Consider the following 26200-nt stretch of genomic DNA (forward strand, 5'->3'; position numbering starts at 1 on the left):
GCATGTGTCCGCCGAGGCGCGCTCTGTTCCTTTGGGGCGGCTCGGAGCTGCATCCTCATGGCCGTTCCCGACTGTATCTTCAGGTGCCTAGGCTAAACCGGCGAAGACAGCAGTTCCTCGCGACCGGCAGTCATGCGCCGCGCGTTTTCACTATCCTCTGCCAGTTGTGCCGCATCTTATGCCGACCCAGGTCGCGCCGGCAGGTTGCCCCGCGAACCCGAACAGCCGCCTGGCGCAACTCTCTGCCAAACGGGTGGTGCAATACGAAATGATCTGCTTCAGGTCGCGACCAATGCGGCCATTAGTCCCCATGATCGCCGTCTATGGTGATTGCGGTACAGGCACGCTGTGCCGAGTGGATCAGGAGGATGGTCGCAATGTCGACTTTCAGACCGAAATACATCACGTTCGACTGCTATGGCACGCTTATCAACTTCGACATGGCCGGCGCCGCAAGGCGCGTCTATAGCTCCAGGCTTTCGCCAGTCGCGATGACGCAGTTCATCGAAAACTACTCCGCCTATCGCCTGGACGAGGTCCTGGGCGCCTGGAAGCCATACCTTGAGGTGGTGCAGAATTCGCTGGAGCGCACCTGCAAGCGCAATGGGGTTGCCTTCAACCCGGAAGATGCCCAACGCATCTACGACGAGGTGCCGACTTGGGGACCGCACCCGGATGTGCCAGTTGGCCTGGCCAAGGTGGCAAAGGAGATACCTCTGGTAATCTTGTCGAATGCCATGAACGACGTGATCATGTCGAACGTGGAAAAGCTCGGCGCGCCCTTCCACATGGTCGTCACTGCCGAGGAGACCGGCGCCTACAAGCCGCAGATGAAGGGCTTCGAATACATGCTCGACAAACTCGGCTGCGGACCGGAGGACGTCACCCACGTCTCCTCATCCTTCCGCTACGACCTGATGACCGCCTACGACCTAGGTATCAAGAGCAAGGTCTGGGTGAACCGCGGCCACGAGCCCGCTAATCCCTTCTACCAATACACCGAGATCAAGGATATCGGCGGGCTCGCCGCCGCCGTCGGCCTGGAGCCCATGCGGAAGATCGCTTGAGGCTGGCGTGCCTCCCGCTCCATCGCGGCACCTGAAACATCGAATGAGAAAGGGGCGGTTCAACCGCCCCTTTCTCATTACTGGTTGCGCTGCTCGCGCCGGGCGAAGCGTCTAGTTCAACCCGCCGACATGAAGTGCCTTGACCTCGAGATACTCTTCGATACCAAGTTGCGAACCCTCCCGTCCCAGTCCCGACTGCTTCACCCCGCCGAACGGCGCGACCTCCGTCGAGATCAGCCCGGTGTTGAGTCCGATCATGCCGAACTCCAGCGCTTCCGCGACGCGCCATGAGCGTTTGAGATTTTCCGTGTAGAAATAGGCGGCAAGGCCGAAAGGCGTGCTGTTGGCGATCGCGATGGCTTCCTCCTCGGTCTCGAAGCGGAAGAGTGGGGCCACCGGACCGAAGGTCTCTTCCGACGCCAGCAGCATTTCGGTCGTCGCCTCGCCGATCACGAGGGGGCGTGCGTATTGCTTGCCATCAGGCATTGCCTCGCTCTGAGCAATGATCCTCGCGCCTTTCTTCAGGGCATCCGCTACGTGCCTCTGGATCTTCTCGATGGCCGCGCCATTGATCATCGGCCCGATGGAAACGCCTTCATCTGTTCCCGGGCCGACCTTCATCTTGGTGACCCAGCCAGCAAGCTTCGTGGCAAACGCTTCATAGACGCCGGCCTGGACAAGAATGCGGTTGGCACAAACGCAGGTCTGGCCGCCATTGCGGAATTTCGAGTTGACCGCACCTTCGACGGCGAGTTCGAGGTCCGCGTCGTCGAAGACGATGAAAGGCGCATTGCCGCCGAGCTCAAGGCTCAGCCTTTTGATGCTGTCGGCGGCGCCCTTCATCAGAAGCGCGCCGACTCGCGTGGAACCGGTGAAGGAGATCTTCCGCACCGTTTCATTGGCCATCAATTCCTTGCCGATCTCTGCCGGCATGCCCGTGACGATGTTAATGACGCCTGCCGGAATGCCCGCCCGTTCCGCCAGAACGCCGAGCGCCAGCGCCGAGAACGGCGTGAATTCCGACGGCTTGATAACCACAGTGCACCCGGCGGCCAGCGCCGGAGCCACCTTGCGCGTGATCATCGCGTTAGGGAAATTCCATGGGGTGATGATGGCGCAGACGCCGACCGCCTCCTTCAGCACCAGAATGCGGCGATCGGCCGTGGGCGAGGGAATGGTCGATCCGCCGATGCGGCGCGCCTCTTCGGCGAACCATTTCACAAAAGATGCGCCATAGCGGATTTCGCCGCGCGCCTCGTCGAGCGGCTTGCCCTGCTCCAGCGTCAGCAGGAGCGCCAGATCCTCTTCATGCTGCCGGATGAGATCGTGCCAGCGCTCCAGAAATCCTGCACGCTCGGCATGGGTCTTCCTCTTCCAGCCCTGGAACGCCGCCGCCGCCGCGTCGATGGCGGCACGGGTCTCGTCTCTGCCCATGTCCGGGATCATTCCAAGAAGTTCGAGACTGGCTGGATCGATTACATCGACCGTCGCCTTGCTGTGGGCATGCTGCCACACGTCGCCTATCAATGCGCGCTGGCGGAACAGGTCCGCATCTTTCAGGATGCCAATCGTGGTCATCGCATTCATGGTGTTTCCTCCGCTCTTTCAGCTCAATTGCGCAAGCACGGCTTGCGTGATTGTCTCGGTCCTGTCCTTGCCCGCATTCGTGCCTATGCCGCGCGCGGTTACGGACTCGATCGCCGACATCACTTCGGCCGCGGCATGCACCTCGCCCAGATGCTCCAGCATCATCGCGCCGGACCAGATCGAGGCGATTGGATTGGCGAGACCGAGATGCGCAATGTCGGGGGCCGAGCCATGGACCGGCTCGAACATGGACGGCGCGCTGCGATCGGGATTGATATTGGCCGACGCAGCGTAACCCAGCCCGCCCTGGATCGCCGCTCCAATATCCGAGAGGATGTCGCCGAACAGATTCGAGGCGACGACGACATCTAGGCTTTCCGGCTCCAGCACCATCCGCGCGGCCATGGCGTCGATGTGGTAAGGTGAGACCTCCACATCGGGATAGTCCTTCGCCACCTCGCGCGTGACCTCATCCCAGAAGACCATGGAATGTTTCTGCGCATTGGATTTGGTGACCGATGCGAGCTTCTTGCGGCGCGTCCGCGCCTGTTCGAAGCCGAATCGGAGGATCCGTTCGACCCCTGCACGCGTGAAGATCGCCGTCTCGATCGCCACCTCGTTGGCAGTGCCGGAATGAACGCGTCCGCCGGCGCCGGAATATTCGCCTTCCGTGTTCTCGCGGATGCAAAGAATGTCGAAGCGCCCCGAGCGCAGGGGCCCCTCGACGCCCGGCAACAGTCTGTGCGGCCTTATGTTGGCATATTGTGTGAAGGTTTTCCGGATCGGCAGCAGCAGGCCATGGAGCGATACTGAATCGGGCACTTCCGCAGGCCAGCCCACGGCGCCGAGAAGTATCGCATCGAATTTACGCAGTGTCTCGATGCCGTCCGGCGGCATCATCACGCCGATGTCCAGGTAGTAGGCGCAGGACCATGGGAAGCTTGTGCCATCCAGGACGAAACCGCCCCGCTTTGCCGCCGCCTCCAGCACGCGCCATGCTGCTGCCGTGACGCTCTTGCCGATGCCGTCGCCGGGAATTAGGGCTATGGAGTAGGCCTTCATGAAGTGTGTCCTAAAGGATCGGTGGCCATGCTTCGGATTTTTGACTAGCGAGACAATAGTCGACGGCGCGACGCATGTTTCATCGAGGATGGGCCGCCTGACGGCGTCAAATCGCGTCAGGCCGCCTTTGGAAGGTCGATCATTTCGCGGTCACGGCCTGCTTTGCGGCCGGGCCGTGACCTTGAAGTCAGTCGTTGACGACGACATAGACCTTGCGAACCGTCTCGATCGTGCGCCACACACCGACAAAGCCGGGCTTCATGACGAAACTGTCGCCCGCGCGATAAGTCCTGGTCTCACCGCCCTTTTCCTCGATCTCGATCAGGCCCGAAAGGATGTGACAGAACTCGTAGGTGGTGCCCTTGATCGAATGCGTCACCCCGGGCGTCGCCTCCCAGACGCCGCTCAGGACCTTCTCGTCTTTCGAGGCATCCTGCGGCCAACTCTTGAAGGATGGAGCACCGGAGATGAGGCGCTCCGGCAAGGGCAGGGACTCTTTCGGGGTAAAGGCGGGATTCGTGTCTATCGGGATCAGAAGTGACATGTGAGGTTTCCTGTCAGTAGCCAAGTGTCCGATCGACGACGCCGATCAGTTCTTCCCCGGCACGGTGGCGCCGGATGTTTTCAACGACCGATTGCGCCGCCGTATGCGGCTGTGTCACGGACGCGATGTGGGGGGTGATCATCACCTTGGGATGCAACCACAGGGGATGATCCTGGGGCAGCGGCTCCGGATGGGTGACGTCGAGCATCGCCGCCGCAAGGTGGTCGCCGTCGAGCGCCTCGATCAACGCAATCTGGTCGAGTTGCGGGCCGCGGCCGACATGCAGCAGACGTGCCCCGGCCGGCAGCCGGGCGAAGAATTGCGCATCGAGCATGCCACGCGTTCGATCCGTCAGCGGCAGCAGGCATACGAGAATGTCCGTCTGCCCCAGAAAGCCGGCAAGCTGGTCCTCACCGTGAAAGCACGTGACGCCCTCGATCTGCTTTTCGCTGCGGCTCCAGCCGGCCAGGGGAAACTGAAATGGCGTGAGACGCGCGATAGCCGCCTGTGCCAGCATGCCAAGGCCCAAGAAGCCGACCCGGCGTTCGGCCGCCTGCCGAGCAGGAATGGGTTGCCAGGAGCACCTCTTCTGCTTCTCCAGATAGGCCGGCAAGTCACGGTGGAGTGTCAGCACACCGAGCGTCACATACTCCTGCATCATGCTAATGATGCCGTCCTCGACCATGCGCACCACTTTCACATGGTGTGGCACCACGTCCTGATTGAACTGGTCGACGCCCGCCCCGATGGAAAACAGTACTTCCAGATTGCTGTACCGCGAGATGTCGTCCGGCACCGTCCAGGTGATGAGATAACGAATCCTCTCGCGCTCGACTCCGTGGCCGGACTGGAAGAATTCCAGGTCCGGGAGCTCGCGCGCGAAGACTTCGCGGAAGACCGCCCCACGCGCCGCATCGGAATGAAAAAGAAACGCCATGGACAGCCCTCCCGTCACGCCGCTAGGCGTGCACCGAGATCCTCGATCATCCGCCGGCACGCGGCGAGCTCACCGATCTCGATATATTCGTTCGGGAGATGGGCGCGGCCGATGTCTCCGGGCCCACAGATCACCGCATCGATTCCGGCCTGCTGATAGAGTCCAGCCTCGGTGCCGTAGCTAACGGCTGTGAGCGGCTCTCGCCCTGTCAGCTCGGTCAGTAATGCCGTAAGCTCGCTCCCGTTCGCGGGCGCAAGGGCGGGATAGGAGCTCAGCTCGTGCCAGGCCACCTTGAAGCCGCGGTCGCGCAGGGCGAACAGCCGGGCCTTCACCGGTTCGAGCAGCGAAGACGGAGAAACGCCCGGCACGGCACGCACCTCGATATCGGCAGTGCAGCGGTCAGGGATGATGTTGACGGCCTGACCCCCGGCAATCACGCCGACCTGCAAGGACGAGTATGGCAGCTCGAAGTTGTGGTCGAGATGCTGCTCAGCCAGGGATTGACCGTAGGCCACGGCATGCGCGATCACGCCGGCCATCGCATGTATGGCATTGAGGCCCAGATCGGGGCGCGACGAATGGCCAGATCGCCCGGTCACCTCGAGCCGTGCGGCGACCTTGCCTTTGTGCGCTCGGACGGCCTGCATCCGGCTTGGCTCTCCGATGATCGCGCCAAGCGGCTTCTCGCAGAGACCAGGCAACGCGGCGATGAGATGCGGCACGCCGCGGCAACCCGCCTCTTCATCATAGGAGAACGCCAGATGGATGGGCTGTCGCAGTTTCATTGGCCCGAGTTCCGGGAGCGCGGCCAATGCACAGGCGAGAAAGCCCTTCATATCGCTGGTGCCACGAGCGTAAAGCTTCTCGCCGTCGCGGCGCAGAAGGAATGGGTCCGAGTTCCATTCCGGCTCGCGCGCTGGCACGACATCCATATGTCCAGAGATGACATAGCCCCGACGCTCGCGCGGGCCGATCGTGGCAAACAGGTTGGATCTATCGCCCTCGGGACCGGGAATAACCGTTACCTCGGCTCCGGCTGCCTGACAGTAGTGGCGGATCCAATCGAGGATCGCACCGTTTGGCGTGCCCACAACAGAGGGAAACGCAATCAGTCTGGCGAGAATCTCTTCCACGTTCATGGTGGCCACTCTGCTTGCGCAAATTCGGGGTGTGGCCAGCGTAGCCGCAGGCAGGAGTATTCGCTGCCGAACCACCCCGGGGCATTGGTTGAAAATTGCGAAAAGCCATGCCCAGGCGGTGAAACCTGCTGGCGTTCCTATGCAAAGCTGCGACAAAGACGTTTGCTACGGAATTGCATTGGGTGGCGGGATGAGAAAGCCGGATGCTCTAAGGCCTGGTGCACGATGACGGAGCGAAGAGCTGAGATGCAGAAATCGGTGCGCCTGAAATCCTTTGAACTGGTCGCGGGCGACATCAGGGATGTGGACGTTGAGCTGTTGCACGCACTGTCGATCTCGGTTCGCTGGCCGCATCGACCCAAGGACTGGGAACTGTTTCGTCGTGCCGGCCACGGCATCGTTGCTGTTGATGGTATTGGGCGGGTTTTCGGTAGCGCGATGTGGTTCCCGCAGGGAGACAACTTTGCCACCGTCGGTCTCGTGATAACGACCCCACGAGCCCAGGCGCAGGGAGGCGGCCGATGGCTCATGGACCAAATCCTTGAGCAGTGCGGCAATCGCAACCTCGCCCTGAATGCAACCCATGCCGCCTATCCCCTGTATGTTTCGCTGGGCTTCACCAGCGAAGCGATCGTCTATATGCGCCAGGGAGAAGTCCAGCAGACACTCCCGGCATTGCCGACCCTGGGCGGAGAATTGAATGAGCTGCCCAGCGACAGGCTCACCGAGATCACCGCGCTGGACGAGCGCGCAGTCGGGACAAATCGTGCGAGGCTGCTGGCGTTGCTCGCAAAGGATGCCTCGATAGCGACCCTGAGCCGCGGCGGCGAGGTGGTTGGCTATTCCATGCGTCGCGAGTTCGGGCGCGGCTTTGTGATTGGCCCCATAGTTGCCCAGAACGCCTGGGACGCGGTGCATCTCACAGCCGTCCATCTGAAAAATCTGGAGGGTCGGTTCACGCGCGTCGATACGCGCGAGAGAGACGGCGTGTTTGCCGAGTTCCTTCAGCGGAGCGGCCTTGGCGTAGCCGAGACTGTGACGACAATGTCCAAAGGCCGCCGCTTTCTGAACCGGGAAGACAAGAACCCGTGGGTTTATGGATTGGCCGGCCACGCGTTGAATTAGATCCAAACCACTTTCCAGCCTCAAGCGAGCAACTCCTCGGATGTCCGGACCATTCCTGCCGCCGATCATCCTGTCGCAGACCGAGATCGAGACGGTCGGGCTCCAGCCCGGTGGTCGCCTCCGGTTGCTGGACGGGTTTCTTCTTGGCGATCAACGCGTGATCGCGGCAGCGGAATCAGATGCGATCGCCACGGTTCGCTCGATGACCGCGGAAGCGGATGCGATACGGAAGGACATCGAACAGCTCAACGCCCAGCTTGCCCAGCTGCCCAGCATCGAGGAGCAGTTGGCGCAGCTCGCGCCGCATGAGCAGCAGCTTGCGGCCTTGTCTGCCGACGCCCAGGCCAAGACCGGGCAGCTCAACATCCTTTCCGGCACGATTTCGTTAAAGGGCGTTGCCTCGGCGGCGGTGCAGCGCTTCGAAGCCGCGGTGGCGAATTGGCGGGCTACGCTCACCCGTGTCCAGACGATGGCCGGAGCCGAGGGGTGGCCGGTCAATGCCGGAGCCGATCCATTGGGCGATGCGCGGACCCGCGTCGCGAAGGCCCATCAATATATCGCAGCCGCGCTGCAGGAGCTTGCTGCCGTCGAGGCCGCCACGGGACAGATCGCCTCGGCGCTAGATTCCGAGAAGATCGGTTATGAGGATCAGGCGCGTGCGTTGCGCCGGGATATCGAAGGCCTCCAGACTGGCGCGGACAACATCGCGCGGCAAGGCCAGGCGCTTCGCGAGCGAAAGGCGCAATTAGAGTCGCTGCGTGGCGTTCTCGCGACCCGGGTCGCGGCGATGCAGTCCGCCGCTGCGCGGCGCTCGGCCGCCCTCGACGCGGGCTTTTTGGCGGCGATGCGCAAATCCGGCGTGCGAGCTGTTGAAGACATGAGCCATATGCATGGCAACCCGATGGATTCTGTACCAGATGACGTCCTCCTTGCATGGTGCGAAGCCGACGCAGCAATTCGCTATCCCGTTGCCGCCGCGACAATCACGCTGTTCCGCCGGCCGGAGGAAAAAACGCCGCGGCAATGGACCCCTGCGGCGCGGCTGGTGCTGGAAAAGGCACCTGACCGTGTACAGGTCTTGGCCGAATTTCTACGGCGGTTTCGGCCACGAACGTGGACGGGCTCGCGCGCTGCGATCATCGAGACGAACGCGCGTATGCTGGATGAGTTGGATTTTGGCGGTGATACCGCCGTGATCGACTTTGTTCAACAAGCGAAGAAGGGCCTTATGGAAGCGGTTGCCGAGGAACAGCGGTGGGAGACACAGCGCGACCGCCGCCGAGACGAGCGTTTCGAATGAACCGCTTCTTGCCCGAAATATGCTACAAATTTCGGACAACGACGGCGCCAAGAACTCCTGGCCCTTTTGTGCTTAAGCAGTCAGCCTATTGAGGCAGCTGCGAACACCCGCAATGGACAGGGCTACTCGATCTCGACGTCGGCGTTTCTATGATGAGATGAAAACTCAGTCATGATGTCGCCGGCCAGAAGCTTCTCCTTCGACAGCAGCCCTGCGTCTTCGAGCGCCTCGAAATCCGGCAGCTGGCGCAGCGTGTCGAGCCCGAACTGCGACAGGAAGTTCTTCGTCGTGACATAGGTGTAGGGCGCGCCCGGCTGCGGGCTACGCGGCCCCGAGGCGATCAGATCCTGCGCGCGCAGCACGCCGATCAGATCACGCGACACCTCCTTGCCGAAGAAGGAAGACAGCTCGCCCCGCGTGATCGGCTGGAAGTAGGCAATGCACATCAAGACGAGTGCCTCCGACTGCGTCAGCTCTTTTGCCCCCTCACCCGCCGGCGTGCCGAATGCGGCGTGGATGACGTCGCCAAAAACCTTTTTGGTGCGGTGCTGCCAGCCGCCGGCGACCGCGACCAGCTCATAGGGGCGGCCGGCGAGCTCGGCGCGGATGTCGTCGATGACCAGGTCGAGATTGCAGTTTTTGCCCACAACCCGCGCCAGCACCTCGCGCGGCACAGGCTCATTTGCCGCAAAGATCACCGCTTCGACGCGGCTCATCCACTCGCGCCAGCGCAGTTCCGGCGGCAGGTGCTCGAGCTCGGTGTCGAGCAGCGCCGGCTGTTCGTTCGGCTTGCGGCGGACGGAGGCTTGGCTCATCGCTACAGCCCAAACAGCCGGAAGGTCGGGCGGCCCGTCAGCTCCCGCACGGCCTCGAGCTGCTGCAGCCGCTCGAACAGCCGCCGCGCCGCGAAGCGCGACAGGTTTTTGGTCGTCACCGATCCGGGGACGGCATCTTCATTGAGCAGCAAAAAAATCACGTCGCATGCGCCCTTGGCGCGCAGGTTTGGCGTCACCGCCAGGAGTTTTTCGGAACGGCGCGACAGCTCGGCCGCCAGCCGGCAGGCCTCCGCCGCCGCTTGCACCAGCGCCAGGCAAACCGCGCGCTCAAAACCTTTTTCGCCCGGTCGGATGCGTTTGCCGCCGCCACCCTCGGTGCCGAAGGCCGGGCCAAAAGCCTGGACGATCAACAGGGGTAGCGATCGTGGCCAGCGCAGGCTTTGCGCCATCACCAAATCGGCCAACCACCAGGCCAAAAGCTCGGCATCGGGGCGTATGGCGACGACGTGCGCAGCGATTGCCGCGGCGGCGAACGGCGCCGGCCGCTGCGAGCCCGCCACTTCCTCGATCTCGTTGCAGAGGTCGGCGAGCGCCTCGTCGTCCCAGGCGAGCCCGAGCATCTCGACCACTTTTGCCAGCCGATCGGCGCTGACCGCCGGTGGCTGCAGCGCCAGCTGGCGCCAGGCGCCAAAAATGGCGCCGGCGGGACCGGGATCGGCGCCGGCCGGGCAAAGCTGCCAGGCATCGCGCAGGGCGGCCGCGTCCTCGGCGCGGCCGGCGAGCCGCATGCTGGCGGCGGCGCAGTTGAGCGCCAGCCGCTGGCGCCAGGCGCCGGCCCAGGCAGGCTGTGCCCGGGCAAGCGTGTCCAGCGAACCCAGGGCGGCGCCGGCCCGGAAGGCAGCGTCGGCGTCATGCAGCGCACCGCCGCCGGCGAGCGCCCACGCCGGGACGGCCGGCGGCGAGGCAGCAGCTGCGGTCTCGGGGTCAAGGCGAATCATGCTTTGGAGGGTAAAATGCCGGTGCGCTTTATGCCACGGTTTTCGCTTCAAAACGCACAGCCTGTCGGCTACACAAAACGAATGATAATCTTGCATTATCGCTCGTTTCGCAAAGCCGCTCAGAAATGGCCTCTCTGACCCCTTTTTTCACGGCAGACGGGCTCGTTTAGGCGTCAGATCGACGAGAAACCGCGTTCATTGAGAACGCGCATTTGTTCATCGCCAAACATTTTCTGGTGCGGCTGCTATCGCATCATGTCGCCAAGGGCAGCCTGCAGCGATGGCGATCGTTTCAAGGTGGCCGCAATCCTGTCCCGCCAGCGCTTGCCGCGCGCCAGAGCGTCCTCGAGAGCCTCACGCAGGTCGTCCGGCCTATCGGTTGCGAGCACATCGACCAGGAATTCCGCCTGCAGGCGGTCCTTAATGGATTTTAGGCTGTCCGGCCCATCGCGGCGGCGATCGGCAACGATGACCTTATGGATTGCGAAGCGTTCCGGTCGCGGAATTTGCACGAGCACGCCGTCGCGATAGGTAACGGCTGCCAGCATTGGCTCTGCCAGGAGATAGTTGAGATGATGCAAGGATTGGGCATGGACGCCAAGCGCCGGCAGTGGACGCAGTCCCTCCTCCTCGGCAAAAGACGGCGTCAGGAATTCGACGAGCGTCTCGTTGCGCGTTTGCTTCCAGCGCCAGGTCTTGCCGGGGTCCAGCGTCGGCGCCGGTTCGAATGAGAAATCCTTGAGAACCCGTTCAAGCGGCGCCGACACACTGTCCTCCAGGGCGATCGAGAGTCGCTCGAAGCTAGCGATATCGACGTCATTCGTTTGAGCAGTCTGGTCAAGGGTGAAGCGAACGCCGAGCTCGCCCTCGTAGAGGCGGAAGGCCTGAGTTCCCACGACCGTCCCGCCGAGGCGGAAAACTCCGGCGGAAGCAAATGCATGCAGAAGGCTGCCGGTTGCTGCATCGACGCCAAGGAACCCTTCCGCACGTAGCAGGCGGACCCGCCGCGCGCGATTGCGTCGGCGATCGTCGCGGTCGTCGCGCAGCGCTTGGATGCGTTGCATCCGAAGGCGAAGTTCCTCGCTATCTTCCCCGATATAGGTCTTCTTGACGTCCGAACCGACGCGGTAGGTGTCGTACCAGTAGACGCGGCCGTTGCGGTCGATCCGCGTCGGCGTTCCGCGGATCTCGGCCACGACCTCGTCGCGCAGGGACGATAGCAGATCGTGGTAGGCCGAATGAGCGAGCGGTGAATGGCGTGTTATCATGATGCTCAACGAAATGGGTTATTGTTGAGCATACCGCATGTTCAACAAAAATGAAAGCTGTTGAACATCATCACCCCCAGCGATCTGATTTTTCTGATTTTAGGGCATATTTTGACGGTCGAGGATGACGTTCCAGCTAACCGTCACTGACATGATATGTTGCGAATCGTAGTTGAGGATCCGCAATTGCCCGAACAAGATGACCTGCCTGATATCGTGGAGATCGTCCACGCGATGGCACAAGATACCGCTGACGGGGCAAATGCGCGGTTGACGGCCGTCAGGAATGATCCCTCCCCTGCCCTACCGGAGTCAAATCTTGTGGACCGGCAGCGCTTACCCGGCCACCTCGAGCACCTCGCCGTTCGCGCGCGCGATTATGTCGAAGCCGCGAGTTCGGCCAACACGCGGCGCGCCTATGCGTCCGACTGGAAGCATTTTTCCAGCTGGTGCCGCCGGCAAGGCGTCGAAATGTTTCCACCTGATCCGCAGGTGGTCGGCCTCTACATCACGGCTCAAGCCTCCGGCACGGCGACCGGGGACAAGAAGCCTAGCTCGGTGGCGACTATCGAGCGCCGGCTATCCTCGCTGACGTGGAATTTTGCCCAGCGCGGCCAGCCATTAGACAGAAAAGACCGGCATATCGCGACGGTGCTGGCCGGCATTCGCAACAGCCACGCAAAACCGCCTCTACAGAAGGAAGCCATTCTCCCGGAGGATCTTATTGCCATGCTGGAGACGCTCGACCGCGGCACGTTGCGTGGCCTGCGCGATCGCGCAATGCTGCTTGTCGGCTTCGCTGGCGGGCTCCGCCGTTCCGAGATCGTGGGCCTGGATGTCGGCCGCGACCAGACCGGGGACGGCCGCGGCTGGGTGGACGTCCTCGACAAAGGCATGCTGGTGATCTTGCGGGGAAAAACAGGCTGGCGCGAGGTGGAAGTCGGGCGCGGCTCGTCCGATGCCACCTGCCCGGTGGTGGCGTTGGAGACCTGGCTCAAGCTGGCGCGCATCGCACACGGTCCTATCTTTCGGCGCGTCACCTGCCAGGGCAAGGCAGTCGGCGCCGATCGGCTCAACGACCAGGAGGTAGCCCGGGTCGTTAAGCGGACGGCATTGGCGGCCGGTGTGCGGGGTGATCTGCCGGAGGGCGAACGACCAAGGCTGTTTGCCGGCCATTCGCTACGCGCCGGTCTCGCCTCCTCGGCAGAGGTCGACGAGCGCCATGTGCAAAAGCAGCTCGGCCATGCTTCGGCAGAAATGACCCGCAAGTACCAGCGCCGCCGCGATCGGTTCCGAGTCAACCTAACCAAAGCATCAGGCCTCTAGGCAACCTCGAAAGAGGCGCTTCCCTCCCCTAGGGAACCAGCTCGGGATTAAGCGACGCAAGATGCTCCCCTCCCCTGCCGACTTAGGATCCGAACAGGTGCCGATCCCAATAGACTGGCTGGTGCACGCTTCGACGAACCCGGTATTGACCGCCTCCCACACCGGCAGCGAAGTCCAACCGATTATCGATCCCAGCCCTTCTTTTTCATACTGAGCCGCAAAGCTTCACTGATTTCGGCGCTATTGGAACCCCCATCGACCGACTCACTGCCTTCTCCGACGTCGCTCCAGGACGATTTCGCGGGACCGGTACCGGCCTGTGCATCAAGCCTCGCCCGCAGCAGCGCCATGATCATCGGCCACACCGAAAACTGGCCACCACGAGCACGCTCCGTCAGGTTTCTGAGATAGCCGCCCAAACTGTTGATCTGGTCGGTCCGCTGCAGGATTGCGGCAACGGTGATGGCGGCCTTCTCCGGCCCCATCACCCCGACCGCTTCCTGCCACGCACTTGGGCTGATCCCCATATGGGGCCGGGCGAGCTCGGCCGCCGCCACAAAGTCGCGCCAGGTCCGAATTTGGCCGCCGCGGGCCATGGTCAGAAGTTCCGGGCAGGCATCCAGCACCATCGCCAAGGGCATGTCCCGCTTGGGCAGGCTGCGCACATTGTGGTGTGGCGCGCCGCTGCCGCTCGCTTCGTTCTTGTTTCTAAAGCTGGTTTCAGTTTCATCGTTAGAAATAAAATCTGGATTTGAATTCTGTATGTGGCGCTCAGAATGGGACTCATTGGCGTTCGAATCTTGTGATTTTACGAATGTTTCCAACAGCTGATGCACCTGAGCCCACAGGTCTTCCAGCTCATCGGCGACCGACTCCAGCACCTGGCGCGACGCCGTCCGCGGCAATCGCCCGACAATCGTTTCAAATTGCCTTTGGAACCGCCGCCAATCGGCCGGGACGTCCTCGTTGAGCCCGGCTTCGATCATCTTGACGATGTCTCGCCGGCAGATGGTAAGACGCTCCTTGACCAGCCTGTAGGCTTTCCGCTCGGCCTGGACGGCGCCAGCCAATTGCTTGAACTCCTGCGCGCGCGCCACGATCGGCGACAGGTCGAAGCCGTAGGCCTGTTCGATCTGGCCGCCCTCTCCCTTGCGGGCGAAGCGTTTTCCGTTCGGACTGTCGCGCCTGATCACCAGGCCGCAAGTCACCAGGACCGACAAGTGTCGCCTGAGCGTCGCCGGCGACATGCCGTTGGCGCGATGGATAAGTTGCTCGTTGGAGGGGAATACGACCAGTCCGCCCTCCCCTGAAAGGTCGTCGTCACGGTGAAATGACAACAGCGCATTGAGGATCGCCAAGGCGCGATCGGTCGCGCCTATGGCGGACCTGGCCTCTCTGATGTCTCGAAACACCTGCCATTTGGGCACCGTGGTATTTCGATCTATTGCTTTTGCAGCCGCTTGGCTGGCGATCAGGCCAAGTGTCATCGGCCGCCGCCCAAACGGCGTCGTCGAAATATGCGTTACCATTTTCCCTCTGCCTCTAATCAGGCAAAAGAAATCTGCTCGCCAAAACGACGCCCATGACACTTGACAGTGATTCGCGGATTTGCGATTCTCAGCTTGCGACAGACTTGAGAAGGGCTTCCGTGACGGTGACGTTCGGGGGCCTTTTTCTTTTGCGGTTTAGTCTCCTGTTGTCTTCCCAGATTGTGCCTCTCGGAACGCCTCGAAGAGCGCCTCGAGCCTGCCGGCGATGAAGGTTCCGAAGGCCGAAGCCTCCCTGGACTTCAGGGCGAGCGTGAATACCTTGCCGTCATCGGTGATCTTTGCCTTTACGGAATTGTCTTTTGGCGCCCAGGCGCTCGCCTGTGCTCGCGGCGGCGTCGATCTTGCGGCCTTGCCGTTTGCGGCCAGCACCTCGAAAAGCTGATTGAAACGGGCATCGCTGCTGGCCTGGAGAAACTCGCCCGATTGGATATGGTCACGGGCTTTGGCGGCATTGGCTGGATGCTCCATAAGCTTGGCCAGCTGCCACCACCGATCACGGCCAATCCCCTTGGCCGCGCCGACCGCCAGGATGATGGGTTCGGCGATGTTGCTGGACACAGAACGCATCTTGGAGAACGTCGTATCGTCGAGCGCCAATGCCGACTTGACGATATCGGGGGAATATCCCTTCTCGAGCATGCGCTCACCGAAAAGCGTCCGTTCGATGAACGACAGGTTAGCTCTGGCGGCGTTTTCCTGTCCTTGGGCGACAACGTGCTCCTCGTCGCCCATTTGCTTGACAACGGCGCGCACAGGCCTGCCCAGCTCACGGGCGACCCTGACCCTTCGATGCCCGAAAACCGTTTGGTAGCGCCCAGGGAACGAGGGATGCGGCCTGACCAGGATTGGAGAATCTTGCCCGCGTTCGCGGATGGCACGCACCAGGTCGGCGAATTCTTGCTCATCGTCCCCGATGCGGTCCGCCACGAACGAATTGTCGACCAGCTCAGGATCCAGATCCACGACCGAGCTTTTCGACAGCTCCTCGAACGATTGCATGATGGAACGCGATGCGCCGCGAACCGCGTAGCCCGACACGTCCCTGGCTTGCTCGACGGTGGCGGAGGAGCCCATCACACTGCCGAATATGTCTTTACGTGCCATTCAACCGTTCCCGAAATCGGCTAGGAGCCTGATTTTGTGGACAAAACCGCCCGTTTTTACTGCAGTAAAAATCATCGACATCAGCTTCTGCCCCACGCATGATGGATCAGGGACGCGATCTCGGAGTTGACGCCATCGAGCGACTCCATCGCCCGATCGTAGGTGGTGCGGGTGAAGGCCGATTTCTCCACCTCGTAGAGCGTCTGTTTGGTCAGTCCAGCATCCGATATGGCTGTCGACTTGAGCATCGGATGCTCAAGGATCTGGCCGGCCAGCATCGACTGCATGAAGCCGACCATCTGCGCTTGGGGAATGTCGGTGGGTTCATAACGCGTGATCAAGTAGCGGAACCAGTCGAGCTGTATCTGCGCTCCCGCCCCTTTGATGGTTTTCAAGATCCCGCCGAGCATGAGCAAGAACTGGCTCATGGACATGAGATCGAGCATCTGGGGGTGCACGGTGATCAGCACGGATGTCGCAGCCGACATGGCGGTCAAGGTGAGGTAGCCAAGCTGCGGCGGACAGTCGACGACGACGACGTCGTAACGGTCGTCCACCTCGCTCAGAGCCTTGGCGATGCGCAGGAAGAACTGGCGTCCGGCATTGGATGTTTTGTCCTGCATGGCCAAGGGCGTGTCGTACTCATATTCCTGAAGCTCAAGATTGGCCGGGACAATGTCCAGGCCAGGAAAATTCGTGGGCACGATGACGTCGGCTATCGACCTGCGCTCCTCATCATAGCGGATTGCTTCATAGAGCGAGAGATTCCGATCGAGCTCCGGCTGGAAGCCATGCAGCGCCGACAAAGAGGCTTGCGGATCAAGATCGATGGCAAGGACGCGGTGGCCGGTAAGTGCAAGATGCTGGGCGAGGTGGGCCGCGGTCGTGGTCTTGCCGCTACCACCTTTGAAATTGACGACTGCGATGACCTGCAGCTTGTCTCCCGGCTTGCGATGGGGGACATATTTCTTGACTTCGGTTCTGCCGTGCTGGTCGAGAAAATGACGAAGCTCCAGCATCTGCCCGGCCGTATAGCTGCGTCGGCCCGAAACCGCCTGGTCAGGCATCGGGCCCTTGCCTTCGAGATGAAGCCGTTTCAGATTGTTCTGCGAGACCCCGAGATAGTGGGCGACCTCAGCCATGGAGAACGTGCGCAGGGTTTTCGCCGCGTTGGGAGGGAACTTCTCCATGCGAAGCTGATTGAGCCGGCGCGATATCTCCGCCCCATGTTCGAGGATCTTGTCGTCAAACTCGAAGCTGGGCAGCCGCATTGCGATGTTCATACTTCTGGAAACCTGAATTGGCGCTTTTTGCCGGGAAACGACCCACCAACCGCCATTAAGCTCCGATTCGGCAGCCCCGGCAAGAAGTTTTGGGTTAACAACAGGTTAACGCCGCCGCGAACGCCATCCAGCAAAAATGCAAGCCCGAAAGCCTAGCTAATTGTTTCCGTTGCGGTTTGTGCAAGAATTTACTGCGGTAAATTCCGCCGGCAACAAAGGACGATCTCATCCGGATCGGAACGGCTGACCCGCCGTCGACGACGTTGCAAGCCGCCGCCCGGATTTCCGGAACCAATCGCGCTCCTCCATTCTTGGCGATCTCTTCGTTGATTTACGGGATGTACGTGAAGGCATCGGCCAACGCGTCTTGACGAGACGTCAAACGTCAAGGGGCGGGGAGGACCAGACACTGCGGTTGCACCGGCTGGCGCAAGCTGCCTGCGTCCGTCGATTGGATTCACCTGCTCCGGTCGCTACCGGACTCCGCACAGACGGCCAGGCACCGAGGAGCGCACATTCGCGGGGCGTCAGTGTTGAGGGAACCAAAAGCACCGTCGAGCGTTGCAGGCAGCCTTGTTGTGCCTCGCAACGCGGCGGGGGGACCGGAAGGTTGGGGATGAAGCGCTTCCACAAGCCAGTGGTAATTCAGCTCGGGCGCATTGATCGGGATCGGGTGGTGATCACCGTCGCCGATGCGGCCGGTCTGCTCCTGAGGGAATGGCCTGCGCCACAATCGTCCAAACGCCTCAGGGCGATGGAGGTTTGCCTCGAGGTGATCAACGGTCGCAAGCCGCCGAGAATGGCACGAGATGCGTTCATCGCGGCTGCCAAGGACGCCCAAGTCTTTCTCGGCGAAGCCGATCAGGCCATGGCTTGAGACTCACTGTGGAAAGCTAGATCAAGGCCACCGATAAAGTCGCGCGCTGGCCAAAACTTGGCGAGCCGCAGAAAGAGGGGAGGGGAGGTTCACCTCTGTCCCATTCGGGCGGCGCGCTAACGACCGGACCTTGAAATCGTCGCGTTGGACGCCGCAAAGCTGGCTACCGGCTCAACGCAATCGTGCGGGATGCCGACCATAATAACCTAATCGGGCAGAAGCCTGCGCGGATCGCCGTTCGGATCAGCGGCGCGCCATTGACGACGCAACGAGGCGGTTTGGATTGCCCCTGATGACACGTTGATGGAAGTCGCTCGGAGCGCAGATGGATGACAAGTTCCCAGAGCGCGCACTCCGGATAGAAACCTGTCGTTGGCCGCCTCACCATCCCATAAGGTGGCGCAGGCCGACGATTGGCAGGTAGACGGTCCAGACCAGGCAGACCGCAATTGCGATGGAGACGCCCAAAGCTGGCGCCCATTCGTCCCAGTATTTCTGAAAACTCGCCAACAACGCGGTCAATGTGCCTTCCATTGTGGGATGCTCCCAGCTTGAATGGAGTGGATTCTTCAGTTCCCGCAATTTCGTGACAATCCATTCGCAAGGCAAGAGCCAAATGAAGATCAAAATTGCGCTCGCAATCGCACTTTGCGGCTGTATCGCCGGCATGGCCTATGCCAGCGGCCACAGGGCCGGAAGGATTTCGCAATCGAAAGATATCGTGGCCGCGTACAACAGACGCATGGCGATCGACGACGATAACAACCGCCTTGGGCGCATCGACCTGTGCCAGGAAATCGGCGGACAAAGTGAAGAATGCGAACGGCTCGGCCGCAATTAGCTCCGACCCAGCTTGTGCAAAGTGGCACACCGGATTGGGGTGAGGGCTGTGCTCGACAGTCAGCAAATTATTTGCTCAATATTGCCACGCGGGGATGTGGCCGATGCGAGAATTGCCCAACAATGTCGATGCCGATGTGGTTATTGAGATTGGCCGATATTTGGATGACCACGGACGGGGAACTGCGGTATCGATGTCCCTGGCGTCATCGGCTATCCGACGGCGGGTCAAAACCAGTATGAACCGTCTCGAACTTGAACAGTTGATCATGGAGAGCGCCGCCGCGCGACAGATGGCGATGCTGCTCGATACCGCCGAACAGTGACGATCTGCTGGTCCATGCCTAAAAGAGCCGACTGATGGCAATCGCCGCGATCCGAAAACGGCACGACGTCGTGGACGTCACTGCGACCTTCGTGGCCGGAGGTTCGAACGGCGTTTACCAGCTCGGCTGATATAGCCATTGTGAACAACCTAAGAACACATTCTCCTGCCGGCCGTGCGGTTTGACGCGTCCACCGTTCAGCCGCAGCCAAGTCGTTGAGTGCTCGATTTCGCATACCGGCGACAAACCCTCGCCAATCGCGGTGCCGACTTCATCCTCGGCGCACGCTGACGACCGGCCCCGAGCCTCACGCCGCCGGCGACTTGCGGTCGGGCGCAGGTCCTAAACGTCGAGCACAACATCATGCCACGCACCTCGGCCTTTTCGAGCAGCAGATCCTGGAGACTGTCGTCCGTCATCGCCGCGCCGATTTGCGCATGTAGCTCTTCGATGCTTTCCTTCATCGAGATGCCTGGAGAGGTGTACACTTCTCCGGTATCTTGGCTTTTTTTGCCCAACTTGCGAGCTTTAGCTTACGGTGGAAGTGGCTTTGCGCCGTCGGCCTATCAATTGCGCTTGGCCTCGCAGTGATTGCTGACCTTTCCACGGGCCCCGATCCTAGCCACAGCAAACCGTGATGCAGAAATGATGAGCCCAGCGATAAAGGTGACGAGGGCAGAACGATGCCTTCATGCGACCTTGTTGAACCCGTGAGCAACCGGGTGGTCCTCCTCGGCAGGAAATGGCCCGACCGAATCGATCAACAAACGCCAGCGATTTTTTTTGTTCTCCTGTCGGCTAGGTTGAAACGTCTGGCTTCTCTTGGCGTTTGGCTTCAAAGGAGGCGCGCATATGGCCGAGGACGATGGGGAGAAGAGGCCGGCAGCCAGGCCCGAGCTCGAGATTTTGGTCCGGCGATTGGCGCAGGAAACGGCTATTTCCGAAGCTGACGCTCGCCGGTTGATCGACCTGATCGGCAGCGACTGGAACTCATTGGTACGTGAGGCTCGCTTCCTCAAATCCGGGCAGTGACTTCAAACCCGTCGCCACGAGGGTCCCATGCGGCCAAGGCTGACGGACCGGGATCGCCGCCACCGTGGCGAGGGGCGGGCGGGCTTTTTCTTGTGCGGTTCCCTTAGATCTGATTAGCTGGCTTAGCAATGCTGAGGGAATGACAGCATGCCGATCTATCAGAAAGCTGAAGGTGCCGGTGTGTTCGACCCGTCCGAAGTCGCGTTGCTGGGACGCGTCTTCGACAGGCTGAAGGTGGCGCGGCAGTCCCCACAGCAACGTGAAGCACTGGCGAGCCGGATTCTGGCGAACTACATGGCCGGATTGAGAGACGAGGAAGAACTGGTGGAGGCGTCCAGACTGCCGCTGGGACGTTAAGTCAGACGAGTCCGGCTATGGTGCTCATCGGAGCAAGCGCCTGACGAGGTTGGGCTCGGCGCCATTGTACCGTTCGCGGCCGGCACCGAGATCACGATCGGGCAGGGGACCTGTCGACGTGGGCTCGAAGCACTCCGTTCGCCAAGGCAATCTCGCAGCACCGTGTGCGTCCTGTTCATGAAGCTCGCAGCCCCTTGACATCGAGTCTCGTTGAAAGGGGAGGGCGGGCATTCTCGAAATGGCGCAGGCCAAATCCGACACCGCGATCGTGGGGCGCAGCCGCACGTGGCCTTGAACTTTCCCAGCCATGACTCGATGACGGTAAGCTCACCCAGGCCGCAGCGGCTCGGCGTCACGATCTGGCCCTCGACGGCCGAAAGGAGAAAGCAATCGACCAGCTCCCTGAAGCAGATTTGGATATCGGAAAAGAGCCATCCTTCCATACTGGCTGCCACAGGATGACGGCCTGGAAAACGCGCTTGCTGGCCCGGCACGCCGTCAGATGCGGTTGACTACAGGGCAGGCGGCCTAACCCGCCATCCGAAACGGCAAAGTGTGGCGCGAAAGGATGCGTTCGAGTTCGGCTTCGTCCTCGATGCCGGCCTGAAACAGTGCCATCAACTCACATGCTGCGTCATGGGCCATGGCGGAGTCCAGGCTGCACTGTCTCCCCGAGCAATACCGGATAAGAACCAGCTGCAGCATTGCGAGATCGTTTGGGTAAATGGCGATGTCTGATGGATGATGCATCTGCATCCTGTAGTCCTCTGCAGGCCAATGCCTTCATTCAGCAGCTCGAGGGAGCCGCCGACGACCTTCCATCGCACCCTGCGCCGGCTTCGTCATTTAACAATGATATACCCGCCCTGGATCTGCCGTCGCCAGCGCTGCGCGGAATCGCGTCCACTTCAAGAGCCGGGCACACATTCGAAAGGTGAAGGAAAACAACTTGAATAGCTGACGCCTGGCCTCAAGTTCCTGAAGGGCGAAGCAGATCTGCGCCAGCACAGGTCTCGATTTAAAGACAGGGCGTGTTCCGCGGGCCGCCGGCCGACGCAGCGCTTGGATGCGTCAGCATCCGCGTCGGCCGTGACGAACCTCAGGTCCGCCGCAAAGCCACAGGATCAGCATTCATCGCAGTCGGCAACCACGTGAATGCGCAAGTTCACGAGACAGAACCCAACAGTGGTCTTTCAGCAACGCCCACTTGCATTCCACCGACCCGAACGTCGCAGTCATGCCGACCGGCGAGAGCCTCCCGCTCGCTCAGGAGAAGCGCTTCGCTTCACCCGAGTGGCTGGCTGAATGCCAGCGACTTTCTGACCGCTCCGCCCGCGTTCGCCTGGACTCATGGTGCCGGTGCGCCGGCAGCGTGTAAGTGGGCTTTGAACAAAGTCACACCAAGTGCTTCACGTGCTCCGCAGCCCCAGCTCACCAGCGCTCCGGACGTAATGTTGGTCGTGAGGAGGCGCTCCGACCGGAAGATTGTCGCCCGCATCTCTCCCGCGCCACCGCTGAGCCGGAGCTCCGCGCATACGCCGGTCATGCGCTATGCGGGAGGAACTATCAAGTACGCTGCTGGTTTGGTTCCCGTGCCGAGGTAATCGGCCTAGCCACCTCCAAAGGAGAACCCAATGACACGACTTGGCAGAACCACAGCATTCGCCGCGGCTTTAGCCCTGCTGACCTCATCTGCTTTCGCTCAATCGACGAATGCTCCGGCGCGCCCGGCACCAGCGCAGGATCACCCCCCCGGGGCGAGCGGACAGAATCAAGACGCCATGCGTGAAATGATGCGCCAGATGATGGGGGAAATGCTCCAAGAGAAAATGGTGAAGGATCTAGATCATGAGAATTTACGACGCGACGAGGACCGCGACTATCGAAACGACGAGATGGGTCCACATGACGAGATGGGTCCACATGAAAAGCGGCGGATGAAGGAAGGCCGCAGAGCCGGTATGATGCACGGCGCAAGGATGCGCATCATGTTTGCGATTGTTGACACCGATGGCGACGGTGCGCTTTCGCGCACGGAAGTCCAGGATTTTATCGCGCGAATTTTCAACGCCATTGACGAGAATGGCGACGATGAGGTCGACATGCAGGAACTCCGGTCCTTTTTCCAGGGAGCGCGAGATCAGGACCAAAACTAAAGCCTCTGTCGGTTGTGAGGGGGTCCCTAAGTGCCCAGTTTGCGAGCGGTGCCCCTTCGAGGCCGTCCCGACGTGTCTTCCTCGACTGAACGTCGTAAGCTGATGGTGAAGTACACCTAGGCAAGTCTTCGAACAGGCTTGCTGCGCGCAGGACTTGATCAGACACGCGCGCATGAGGTGGAGGCGTTAATGCATGTGTTCCACATCGGGCCCCCGCCGCCCTGGGAAATCGTCATGCCTCACGCATTTGAGTAATTTCCCTCCCGGTTGCGCTGCGCGTCACTCGATAAAACTGCGAGCGATTACCATCAATCGCAGTTAGGTGCGAAGTTTTCCAATAGCCGCTGCATATGGCTTCATAGCGGAGGAGAATAGCGCTGCGACAGTCGCCGCCCTCAACCCGCTGTACGCGTGCCCAAAGCCGAACGCGTCGCGGCTGGCTCCTGAGGCGCATTGAAGACTGAGGTCGTTAGCAGGACAGCAGCAGCGAGGACCCAGTAGTACCAAGCGTCGAGCCCAACGAATTTGAAGGCAATCGGTGCGATGATAAACACGACCCCGACGACGCGATCGACCCATAGGTGCAGCCAGTAGGGGATGATGCGGATGAGACCGGTGGGATGGTCGGTGAGGGCGGCCAACAGCAGCGCTGCGACACCGACAACAACCGAAAGCCATATTGCGACCGCTCCGCTCTGGCCGAGCTTCAGCACGAACGGTGCTGCAATCAGTAGGATCGCGACGGGATAGTCGATAAGGTAGGCGTGGATAGACTTGGTGATGAAGCGGAACGACATCGGTAACTCCTACGTGCTTGGTTGCTTGAGCGGGTCCTTGCGAAGCGGAGAGTGCATTTACCCAAGAGGACGATCACGTCGCCTATGCTGATAAGCACTCTGCACAACCGTCACGGGTCAGCCCGGTTAGATGCACAGACAGGTTATCCCGGCACGCCAACCATTAGAAATGCCTGGTCGTTATGGTTTCCATTCCACTCGCCCGGCGCGATGGGAAGCGGGTCAGCGTTGTGTCGATGCGGAGCTGCTCAGGCTTTGAAGTACCGCAACCAGGTCTCCTGCGCGCTTGTACGCTGGTTGTAATCGAAGACGACATCGCTCCGCGCCTCTGCGATGGCGCGGCAAAGGTACGTAAGCGTCAACCGCCAGTCCAAGGGCGAAATGAACTTCAACCGCACGACACGACTGTGCTTCAGTGTGTGGCTGTCGACGTCAGGGAAAGATTGGGAAGATCGCCCGGGCCGTGCCATTCGCCATCCGCTTCCGAGACACCGCAGATTCGGGAGGGTGACCGCGCGTTATATCGGGGCGCTGCTTTTCGACCTTCGGTGTCGCAGCTGTTAGGCGACCTCCTCGATTACAAGCTCCCTTCCGTTGAACGAGATCGCGTCACCGGCACGCTTGCCCCGCAACTCAGCGTAGATTGGGGCTTGGCTGGATATGCCCATGATCTCGTTGCCATCGCAGACAAACTTGCCTGTCGACACGGCAATAACGAAAAACCGTCCGCCGAGCTTCACCACTGCGCCTTCCTCGATCTTGCTCTTCGGCCCGAAGTCCATCGCCGAGAGCTTCTCGATCTTATCGGCGTGAGAGTGAACGGTGTCGTCAAAAGCTTCGGACAGGTCGCTCGCGAGCTCTGCCTGCGCTTGCTCATCGTCCTCGATCGGCTCGCTTCTATCGAGCCGGGCACTTCCGACATATTCCAGGTATTTCTCTCTCGCGTCCTCGAGGTCGCGCGCCTCGAGCGACAGCATTGTTTGCTTCATGATCTGCTTGTTCATCTCACGTCCTTTGTAAGAAGCGCCGCGGGGCCTCGCATGGTGGTGCATCACAAGCGACCCGGGTGCACCGGGCGCTCATTCGTTGTCAGGCACGTCGGCCCCCTGGTACGGCACTCTCTCCAGCCTCGCGTCTCGCAAGATACTGGTGACCAGCCAAACATAGGCTTGTTCCGCAGTGTCGAACCCGAGCATCGAGAACGACTGTCCGTACGGGCAGGGGGGAAAATCGGGAAACGCGATACGCAGCACGAAGCGTTCCGGATCCGCTTCGAATTCCTCCTTGAAGACCTTCCGCAGCCCGTATCGGCTCCCTATTTCGCCGCCAGTGTCGTGCAGTGCGCGACGGTTCGTATTCAGCCGTTCGTAAAGTTCGCGCGAGCAGTCTCTGTCCAAGGCGTCGAAGGCGTCGATCAACAGGCCCTTGCTGCGGGCCTTTCTTTCGGCAATCGCATAGACGTTCGAACCGTCGCCCGCATCGGGCGCGCTCTCGAACCTCAACGCGGCATCCACGTGCACGTCGCCGGCGGCCACAGGCCGATCGGCAGTCAGGTCGTAAAGGGCGCCATCCCTTATTCGGTACTCGTGGTCGTAGCCATGTTTCAGGAAATCTGAAACCGCCTCGACCATATCGCCAGCGTCGAGGTTCATGTGCACTCTCCCGGATTTCGCTGCGCTCGCGCCGCGATAGTTGCATTGGTAAACACGACGGTAAACCTGGGGACGCGACGCCGTGCGACCGACGATCCCACTGGATACGCCAGGCGAAACGCCATGTTTCGTCTAACGTATTGGGAAATGCCGCGCGGTTATCGTTTCCATTCCCGCAACCGCGAACGCGACGAGACCCAGGCGTACCCTGGAAGGCGTCGCATCGAAATGGGGCTCATGCGACGCGCTCAAGGTCCTTGTTTTACGCATGTCCTCCAAAACCGAAGGCACTTTTGGGCGACATGCGTTAGCCGCCGGTGACGGGATAGTTAGACGGGAAGAGCGCACGCTTCGTTTCCTCGTCGCTCACCGTCTTGAATTCGTGGTCATTTCCGACTGCGCGCGCCCTCGCAACCGCAGGGCGTGCTTCGATCCCGGCGAACCAACGCTTGATGTTGGGGAAGGCGGCGAGGGGGTCGGCCGCGCCCTTCATCACGCGGGAAGTGCGATCGATCCAACCCCAACCGGACATATCGACGATCGTGTAGACGGAGCCGACGATGTAGTCGCGGCCAGCCAGGTGGTCGTCGAGGACGCGATAGTGGCGCTCCGCTTCGCGGCGATATCTGTTGACGGCATAGTCGAGACCCTCGGGCGCGGCAAACTGGAAATGCACGGCCTGTCCCGAGAAAGGCCCGAGGCCCGTTCCGAGGAAGAAAAGCCACGACAAGAGTTCGCCCCGATCGGCCGGTTCTCCGAGGAATCGGCCTATTTTCTCGGCGAGGTACAGCAGAATGGCGCTGGAGTCGAAAACCCGCGCCTCCTTACCGCCGGGGCCTTCGGTGTCGACGATAGCAGGCACCTTGCCGTTGGGATTGACTGCGCGAAACGAGGGCTGGTGTTGCTCGCCCTTGCTCGTGTCGACCGGCACCAGTTCAAAAGGTAGGCCAGACTCCTCCAAGAACAGGGCGACCTTGGCGGGATTGGGCGTCGGGTGGAAATAGAAGCGGATCATCGCTCACCTTCAGGATTTCAGATCGGCTGCACGCAAGGGCAACGCGCCGCGTAGGAGCCGCTGAATCATGCGACCTGCGTGA

27 protein-coding genes are annotated in these 26200 nt (G+C 61.1%); 10 read left to right on the forward strand and 17 right to left on the reverse strand.

Going from position 1 to position 26200, the window contains the following annotated elements; genetic code table 11:
* Positions 1 to 377: 377 nt before the first annotated feature.
* Positions 378 to 1067, forward strand: a complete 690-nt coding sequence (locus LB533_RS14680; protein ID WP_224677500.1) for a haloacid dehalogenase type II — start codon at positions 378 to 380, stop codon at positions 1065 to 1067.
* A 111-nt stretch (positions 1068 to 1178) separates the two neighbouring features.
* Here the strand turns inward: LB533_RS14680 and LB533_RS14685 are convergent, their stop codons facing one another.
* From LB533_RS14685 to argE, 5 genes are all read right to left on the reverse strand, one after another.
* Entirely contained in the window at positions 1179 to 2654 is a 1476-nt protein-coding gene (locus LB533_RS14685) for an NAD-dependent succinate-semialdehyde dehydrogenase (RefSeq protein WP_224677501.1), read from the reverse strand.
* Between the two features lie 18 nt (positions 2655 to 2672).
* Positions 2673 to 3716, reverse strand: a complete 1044-nt coding sequence (locus LB533_RS14690) for a tartrate dehydrogenase (RefSeq protein WP_224677502.1) — start codon at positions 3714 to 3716, stop codon at positions 2673 to 2675.
* A gap of 187 nt (positions 3717 to 3903) precedes the next feature.
* Complete coding sequence (locus LB533_RS14695) at positions 3904 to 4260, reverse strand: cupin domain-containing protein (protein ID WP_224677503.1); 357 nt, start codon at positions 4258 to 4260, stop codon at positions 3904 to 3906.
* A gap of 13 nt (positions 4261 to 4273) precedes the next feature.
* Positions 4274 to 5197, reverse strand: coding sequence for a 2-hydroxyacid dehydrogenase (locus LB533_RS14700; RefSeq protein ID WP_224677504.1), 924 nt, complete (start codon positions 5195 to 5197; stop codon positions 4274 to 4276).
* A 14-nt stretch (positions 5198 to 5211) separates the two neighbouring features.
* Positions 5212 to 6336: an acetylornithine deacetylase gene (argE, locus tag LB533_RS14705; RefSeq protein WP_224677505.1), complete on the reverse strand. Its 1125-nt coding sequence runs from the start codon at positions 6334 to 6336 to the stop codon at positions 5212 to 5214.
* A 246-nt stretch (positions 6337 to 6582) separates the two neighbouring features.
* Here argE and LB533_RS14710 point away from each other — a divergent pair, with 246 nt between their 5' ends.
* Both LB533_RS14710 and LB533_RS14715 read left to right on the forward strand, forming a co-directional pair.
* The gene (locus LB533_RS14710) at positions 6583 to 7461 is read left to right on the forward strand and encodes a GNAT family N-acetyltransferase (protein WP_224677506.1); all 879 of its coding nucleotides are present in this window, start codon (positions 6583 to 6585) and stop codon (positions 7459 to 7461) included.
* A 40-nt stretch (positions 7462 to 7501) separates the two neighbouring features.
* Positions 7502 to 8761, forward strand: a complete 1260-nt coding sequence (locus LB533_RS14715) for a hypothetical protein (protein ID WP_224677507.1) — start codon at positions 7502 to 7504, stop codon at positions 8759 to 8761.
* A gap of 122 nt (positions 8762 to 8883) precedes the next feature.
* On the opposite strand, the gene scpB is transcribed toward LB533_RS14715, so the two are convergent.
* From scpB to LB533_RS14730, 3 genes are all read right to left on the reverse strand, one after another.
* A complete protein-coding gene (gene scpB, locus LB533_RS14720; RefSeq protein ID WP_224677508.1) occupies positions 8884 to 9576 on the reverse strand; it encodes an SMC-Scp complex subunit ScpB in 693 nt (230 codons plus the stop codon).
* Between the two features lie 2 nt (positions 9577 to 9578).
* Positions 9579 to 10535: a DUF1403 family protein gene (locus LB533_RS14725; protein ID WP_224677651.1), complete on the reverse strand. Its 957-nt coding sequence runs from the start codon at positions 10533 to 10535 to the stop codon at positions 9579 to 9581.
* Positions 10536 to 10780: 245 nt separating this feature from the next.
* Positions 10781 to 11731, reverse strand: coding sequence for a GSU2403 family nucleotidyltransferase fold protein (locus tag LB533_RS14730; protein ID WP_224677509.1), 951 nt, complete (start codon positions 11729 to 11731; stop codon positions 10781 to 10783).
* A gap of 306 nt (positions 11732 to 12037) precedes the next feature.
* On the opposite strand from LB533_RS14730, the gene LB533_RS14735 reads away from it, so the two are divergent.
* On the forward strand, positions 12038 to 13129 hold the full coding sequence (locus LB533_RS14735) for a site-specific integrase (protein ID WP_181172543.1): 1092 nt from the start codon (positions 12038 to 12040) through the stop codon (positions 13127 to 13129).
* 182 nt (positions 13130 to 13311) lie between these two features.
* Here LB533_RS14735 and repC read toward each other — a convergent pair whose 3' ends face one another.
* The 3 genes from repC to repA form a co-directional block, all read right to left on the reverse strand.
* A complete protein-coding gene (repC, locus tag LB533_RS14740; protein WP_224677510.1) occupies positions 13312 to 14658 on the reverse strand; it encodes a plasmid replication protein RepC in 1347 nt (448 codons plus the stop codon).
* 156 nt (positions 14659 to 14814) lie between these two features.
* Positions 14815 to 15783: a plasmid partitioning protein RepB gene (gene repB, locus LB533_RS14745; protein ID WP_224677511.1), complete on the reverse strand. Its 969-nt coding sequence runs from the start codon at positions 15781 to 15783 to the stop codon at positions 14815 to 14817.
* Positions 15784 to 15863: 80 nt separating this feature from the next.
* Positions 15864 to 17066, reverse strand: coding sequence for a plasmid partitioning protein RepA (repA, locus tag LB533_RS14750; RefSeq protein WP_224677512.1), 1203 nt, complete (start codon positions 17064 to 17066; stop codon positions 15864 to 15866).
* Positions 17067 to 17682: 616 nt separating this feature from the next.
* Here repA and LB533_RS14755 point away from each other — a divergent pair.
* Positions 17683 to 17943: a DUF982 domain-containing protein gene (locus LB533_RS14755; protein WP_224677513.1), complete on the forward strand. Its 261-nt coding sequence runs from the start codon at positions 17683 to 17685 to the stop codon at positions 17941 to 17943.
* 381 nt (positions 17944 to 18324) lie between these two features.
* Here LB533_RS14755 and LB533_RS14760 read toward each other — a convergent pair whose 3' ends face one another.
* Positions 18325 to 18477, reverse strand: a complete 153-nt coding sequence (locus LB533_RS14760; RefSeq protein WP_224677514.1) for a hypothetical protein — start codon at positions 18475 to 18477, stop codon at positions 18325 to 18327.
* A gap of 52 nt (positions 18478 to 18529) precedes the next feature.
* Here LB533_RS14760 and LB533_RS14765 point away from each other — a divergent pair, with 52 nt between their 5' ends.
* From LB533_RS14765 to LB533_RS14780, 4 genes are all read left to right on the forward strand, one after another.
* The gene (locus tag LB533_RS14765; protein ID WP_224677515.1) at positions 18530 to 18784 is read left to right on the forward strand and encodes a hypothetical protein; all 255 of its coding nucleotides are present in this window, start codon (positions 18530 to 18532) and stop codon (positions 18782 to 18784) included.
* A gap of 103 nt (positions 18785 to 18887) precedes the next feature.
* Positions 18888 to 19109 carry a hypothetical protein gene (locus LB533_RS14770; RefSeq protein WP_140551847.1) on the forward strand — a complete coding sequence of 74 codons (222 nt, stop codon included), beginning with the start codon at positions 18888 to 18890 and terminating at the stop codon, positions 19107 to 19109.
* Positions 19110 to 19961: 852 nt separating this feature from the next.
* Positions 19962 to 20141, forward strand: a complete 180-nt coding sequence (locus LB533_RS14775) for a hypothetical protein (protein ID WP_224677516.1) — start codon at positions 19962 to 19964, stop codon at positions 20139 to 20141.
* A gap of 147 nt (positions 20142 to 20288) precedes the next feature.
* Positions 20289 to 20498 (forward strand): hypothetical protein, encoded by a 210-nt coding sequence (locus LB533_RS14780; RefSeq protein ID WP_140640747.1) that lies wholly within the window; start codon positions 20289 to 20291, stop codon positions 20496 to 20498.
* A gap of 528 nt (positions 20499 to 21026) precedes the next feature.
* On the opposite strand, the gene LB533_RS14785 is transcribed toward LB533_RS14780, so the two are convergent.
* Complete coding sequence (locus LB533_RS14785) at positions 21027 to 21254, reverse strand: hypothetical protein (protein WP_224677517.1); 228 nt, start codon at positions 21252 to 21254, stop codon at positions 21027 to 21029.
* An 878-nt stretch (positions 21255 to 22132) separates the two neighbouring features.
* Here LB533_RS14785 and LB533_RS14790 point away from each other — a divergent pair.
* Positions 22133 to 22654 (forward strand): EF-hand domain-containing protein, encoded by a 522-nt coding sequence (locus LB533_RS14790; protein ID WP_224677518.1) that lies wholly within the window; start codon positions 22133 to 22135, stop codon positions 22652 to 22654.
* A gap of 395 nt (positions 22655 to 23049) precedes the next feature.
* Here LB533_RS14790 and LB533_RS14795 read toward each other — a convergent pair whose 3' ends face one another.
* The 4 genes from LB533_RS14795 to LB533_RS14810 all read right to left on the reverse strand — a co-directional run bounded on the left by LB533_RS14795 (position 23050) and on the right by LB533_RS14810 (position 26118).
* Positions 23050 to 23451 (reverse strand): hypothetical protein, encoded by a 402-nt coding sequence (locus LB533_RS14795; RefSeq protein ID WP_224677519.1) that lies wholly within the window; start codon positions 23449 to 23451, stop codon positions 23050 to 23052.
* 560 nt (positions 23452 to 24011) lie between these two features.
* The gene (locus tag LB533_RS14800; protein WP_224677520.1) at positions 24012 to 24455 is read right to left on the reverse strand and encodes a hypothetical protein; all 444 of its coding nucleotides are present in this window, start codon (positions 24453 to 24455) and stop codon (positions 24012 to 24014) included.
* 75 nt (positions 24456 to 24530) lie between these two features.
* Positions 24531 to 25103, reverse strand: a complete 573-nt coding sequence (locus tag LB533_RS14805) for a hypothetical protein (protein WP_224677521.1) — start codon at positions 25101 to 25103, stop codon at positions 24531 to 24533.
* A 307-nt stretch (positions 25104 to 25410) separates the two neighbouring features.
* Positions 25411 to 26118, reverse strand: a complete 708-nt coding sequence (locus LB533_RS14810; protein WP_224677522.1) for a glutathione S-transferase family protein — start codon at positions 26116 to 26118, stop codon at positions 25411 to 25413.
* Positions 26119 to 26200 lie beyond the last annotated feature (82 nt).

It is taken from the genome of Mesorhizobium sp. BR1-1-13 (assembly GCF_020165515.1).
Taxonomy (GTDB): Bacteria; Pseudomonadota; Alphaproteobacteria; order Rhizobiales; family Rhizobiaceae; genus Mesorhizobium.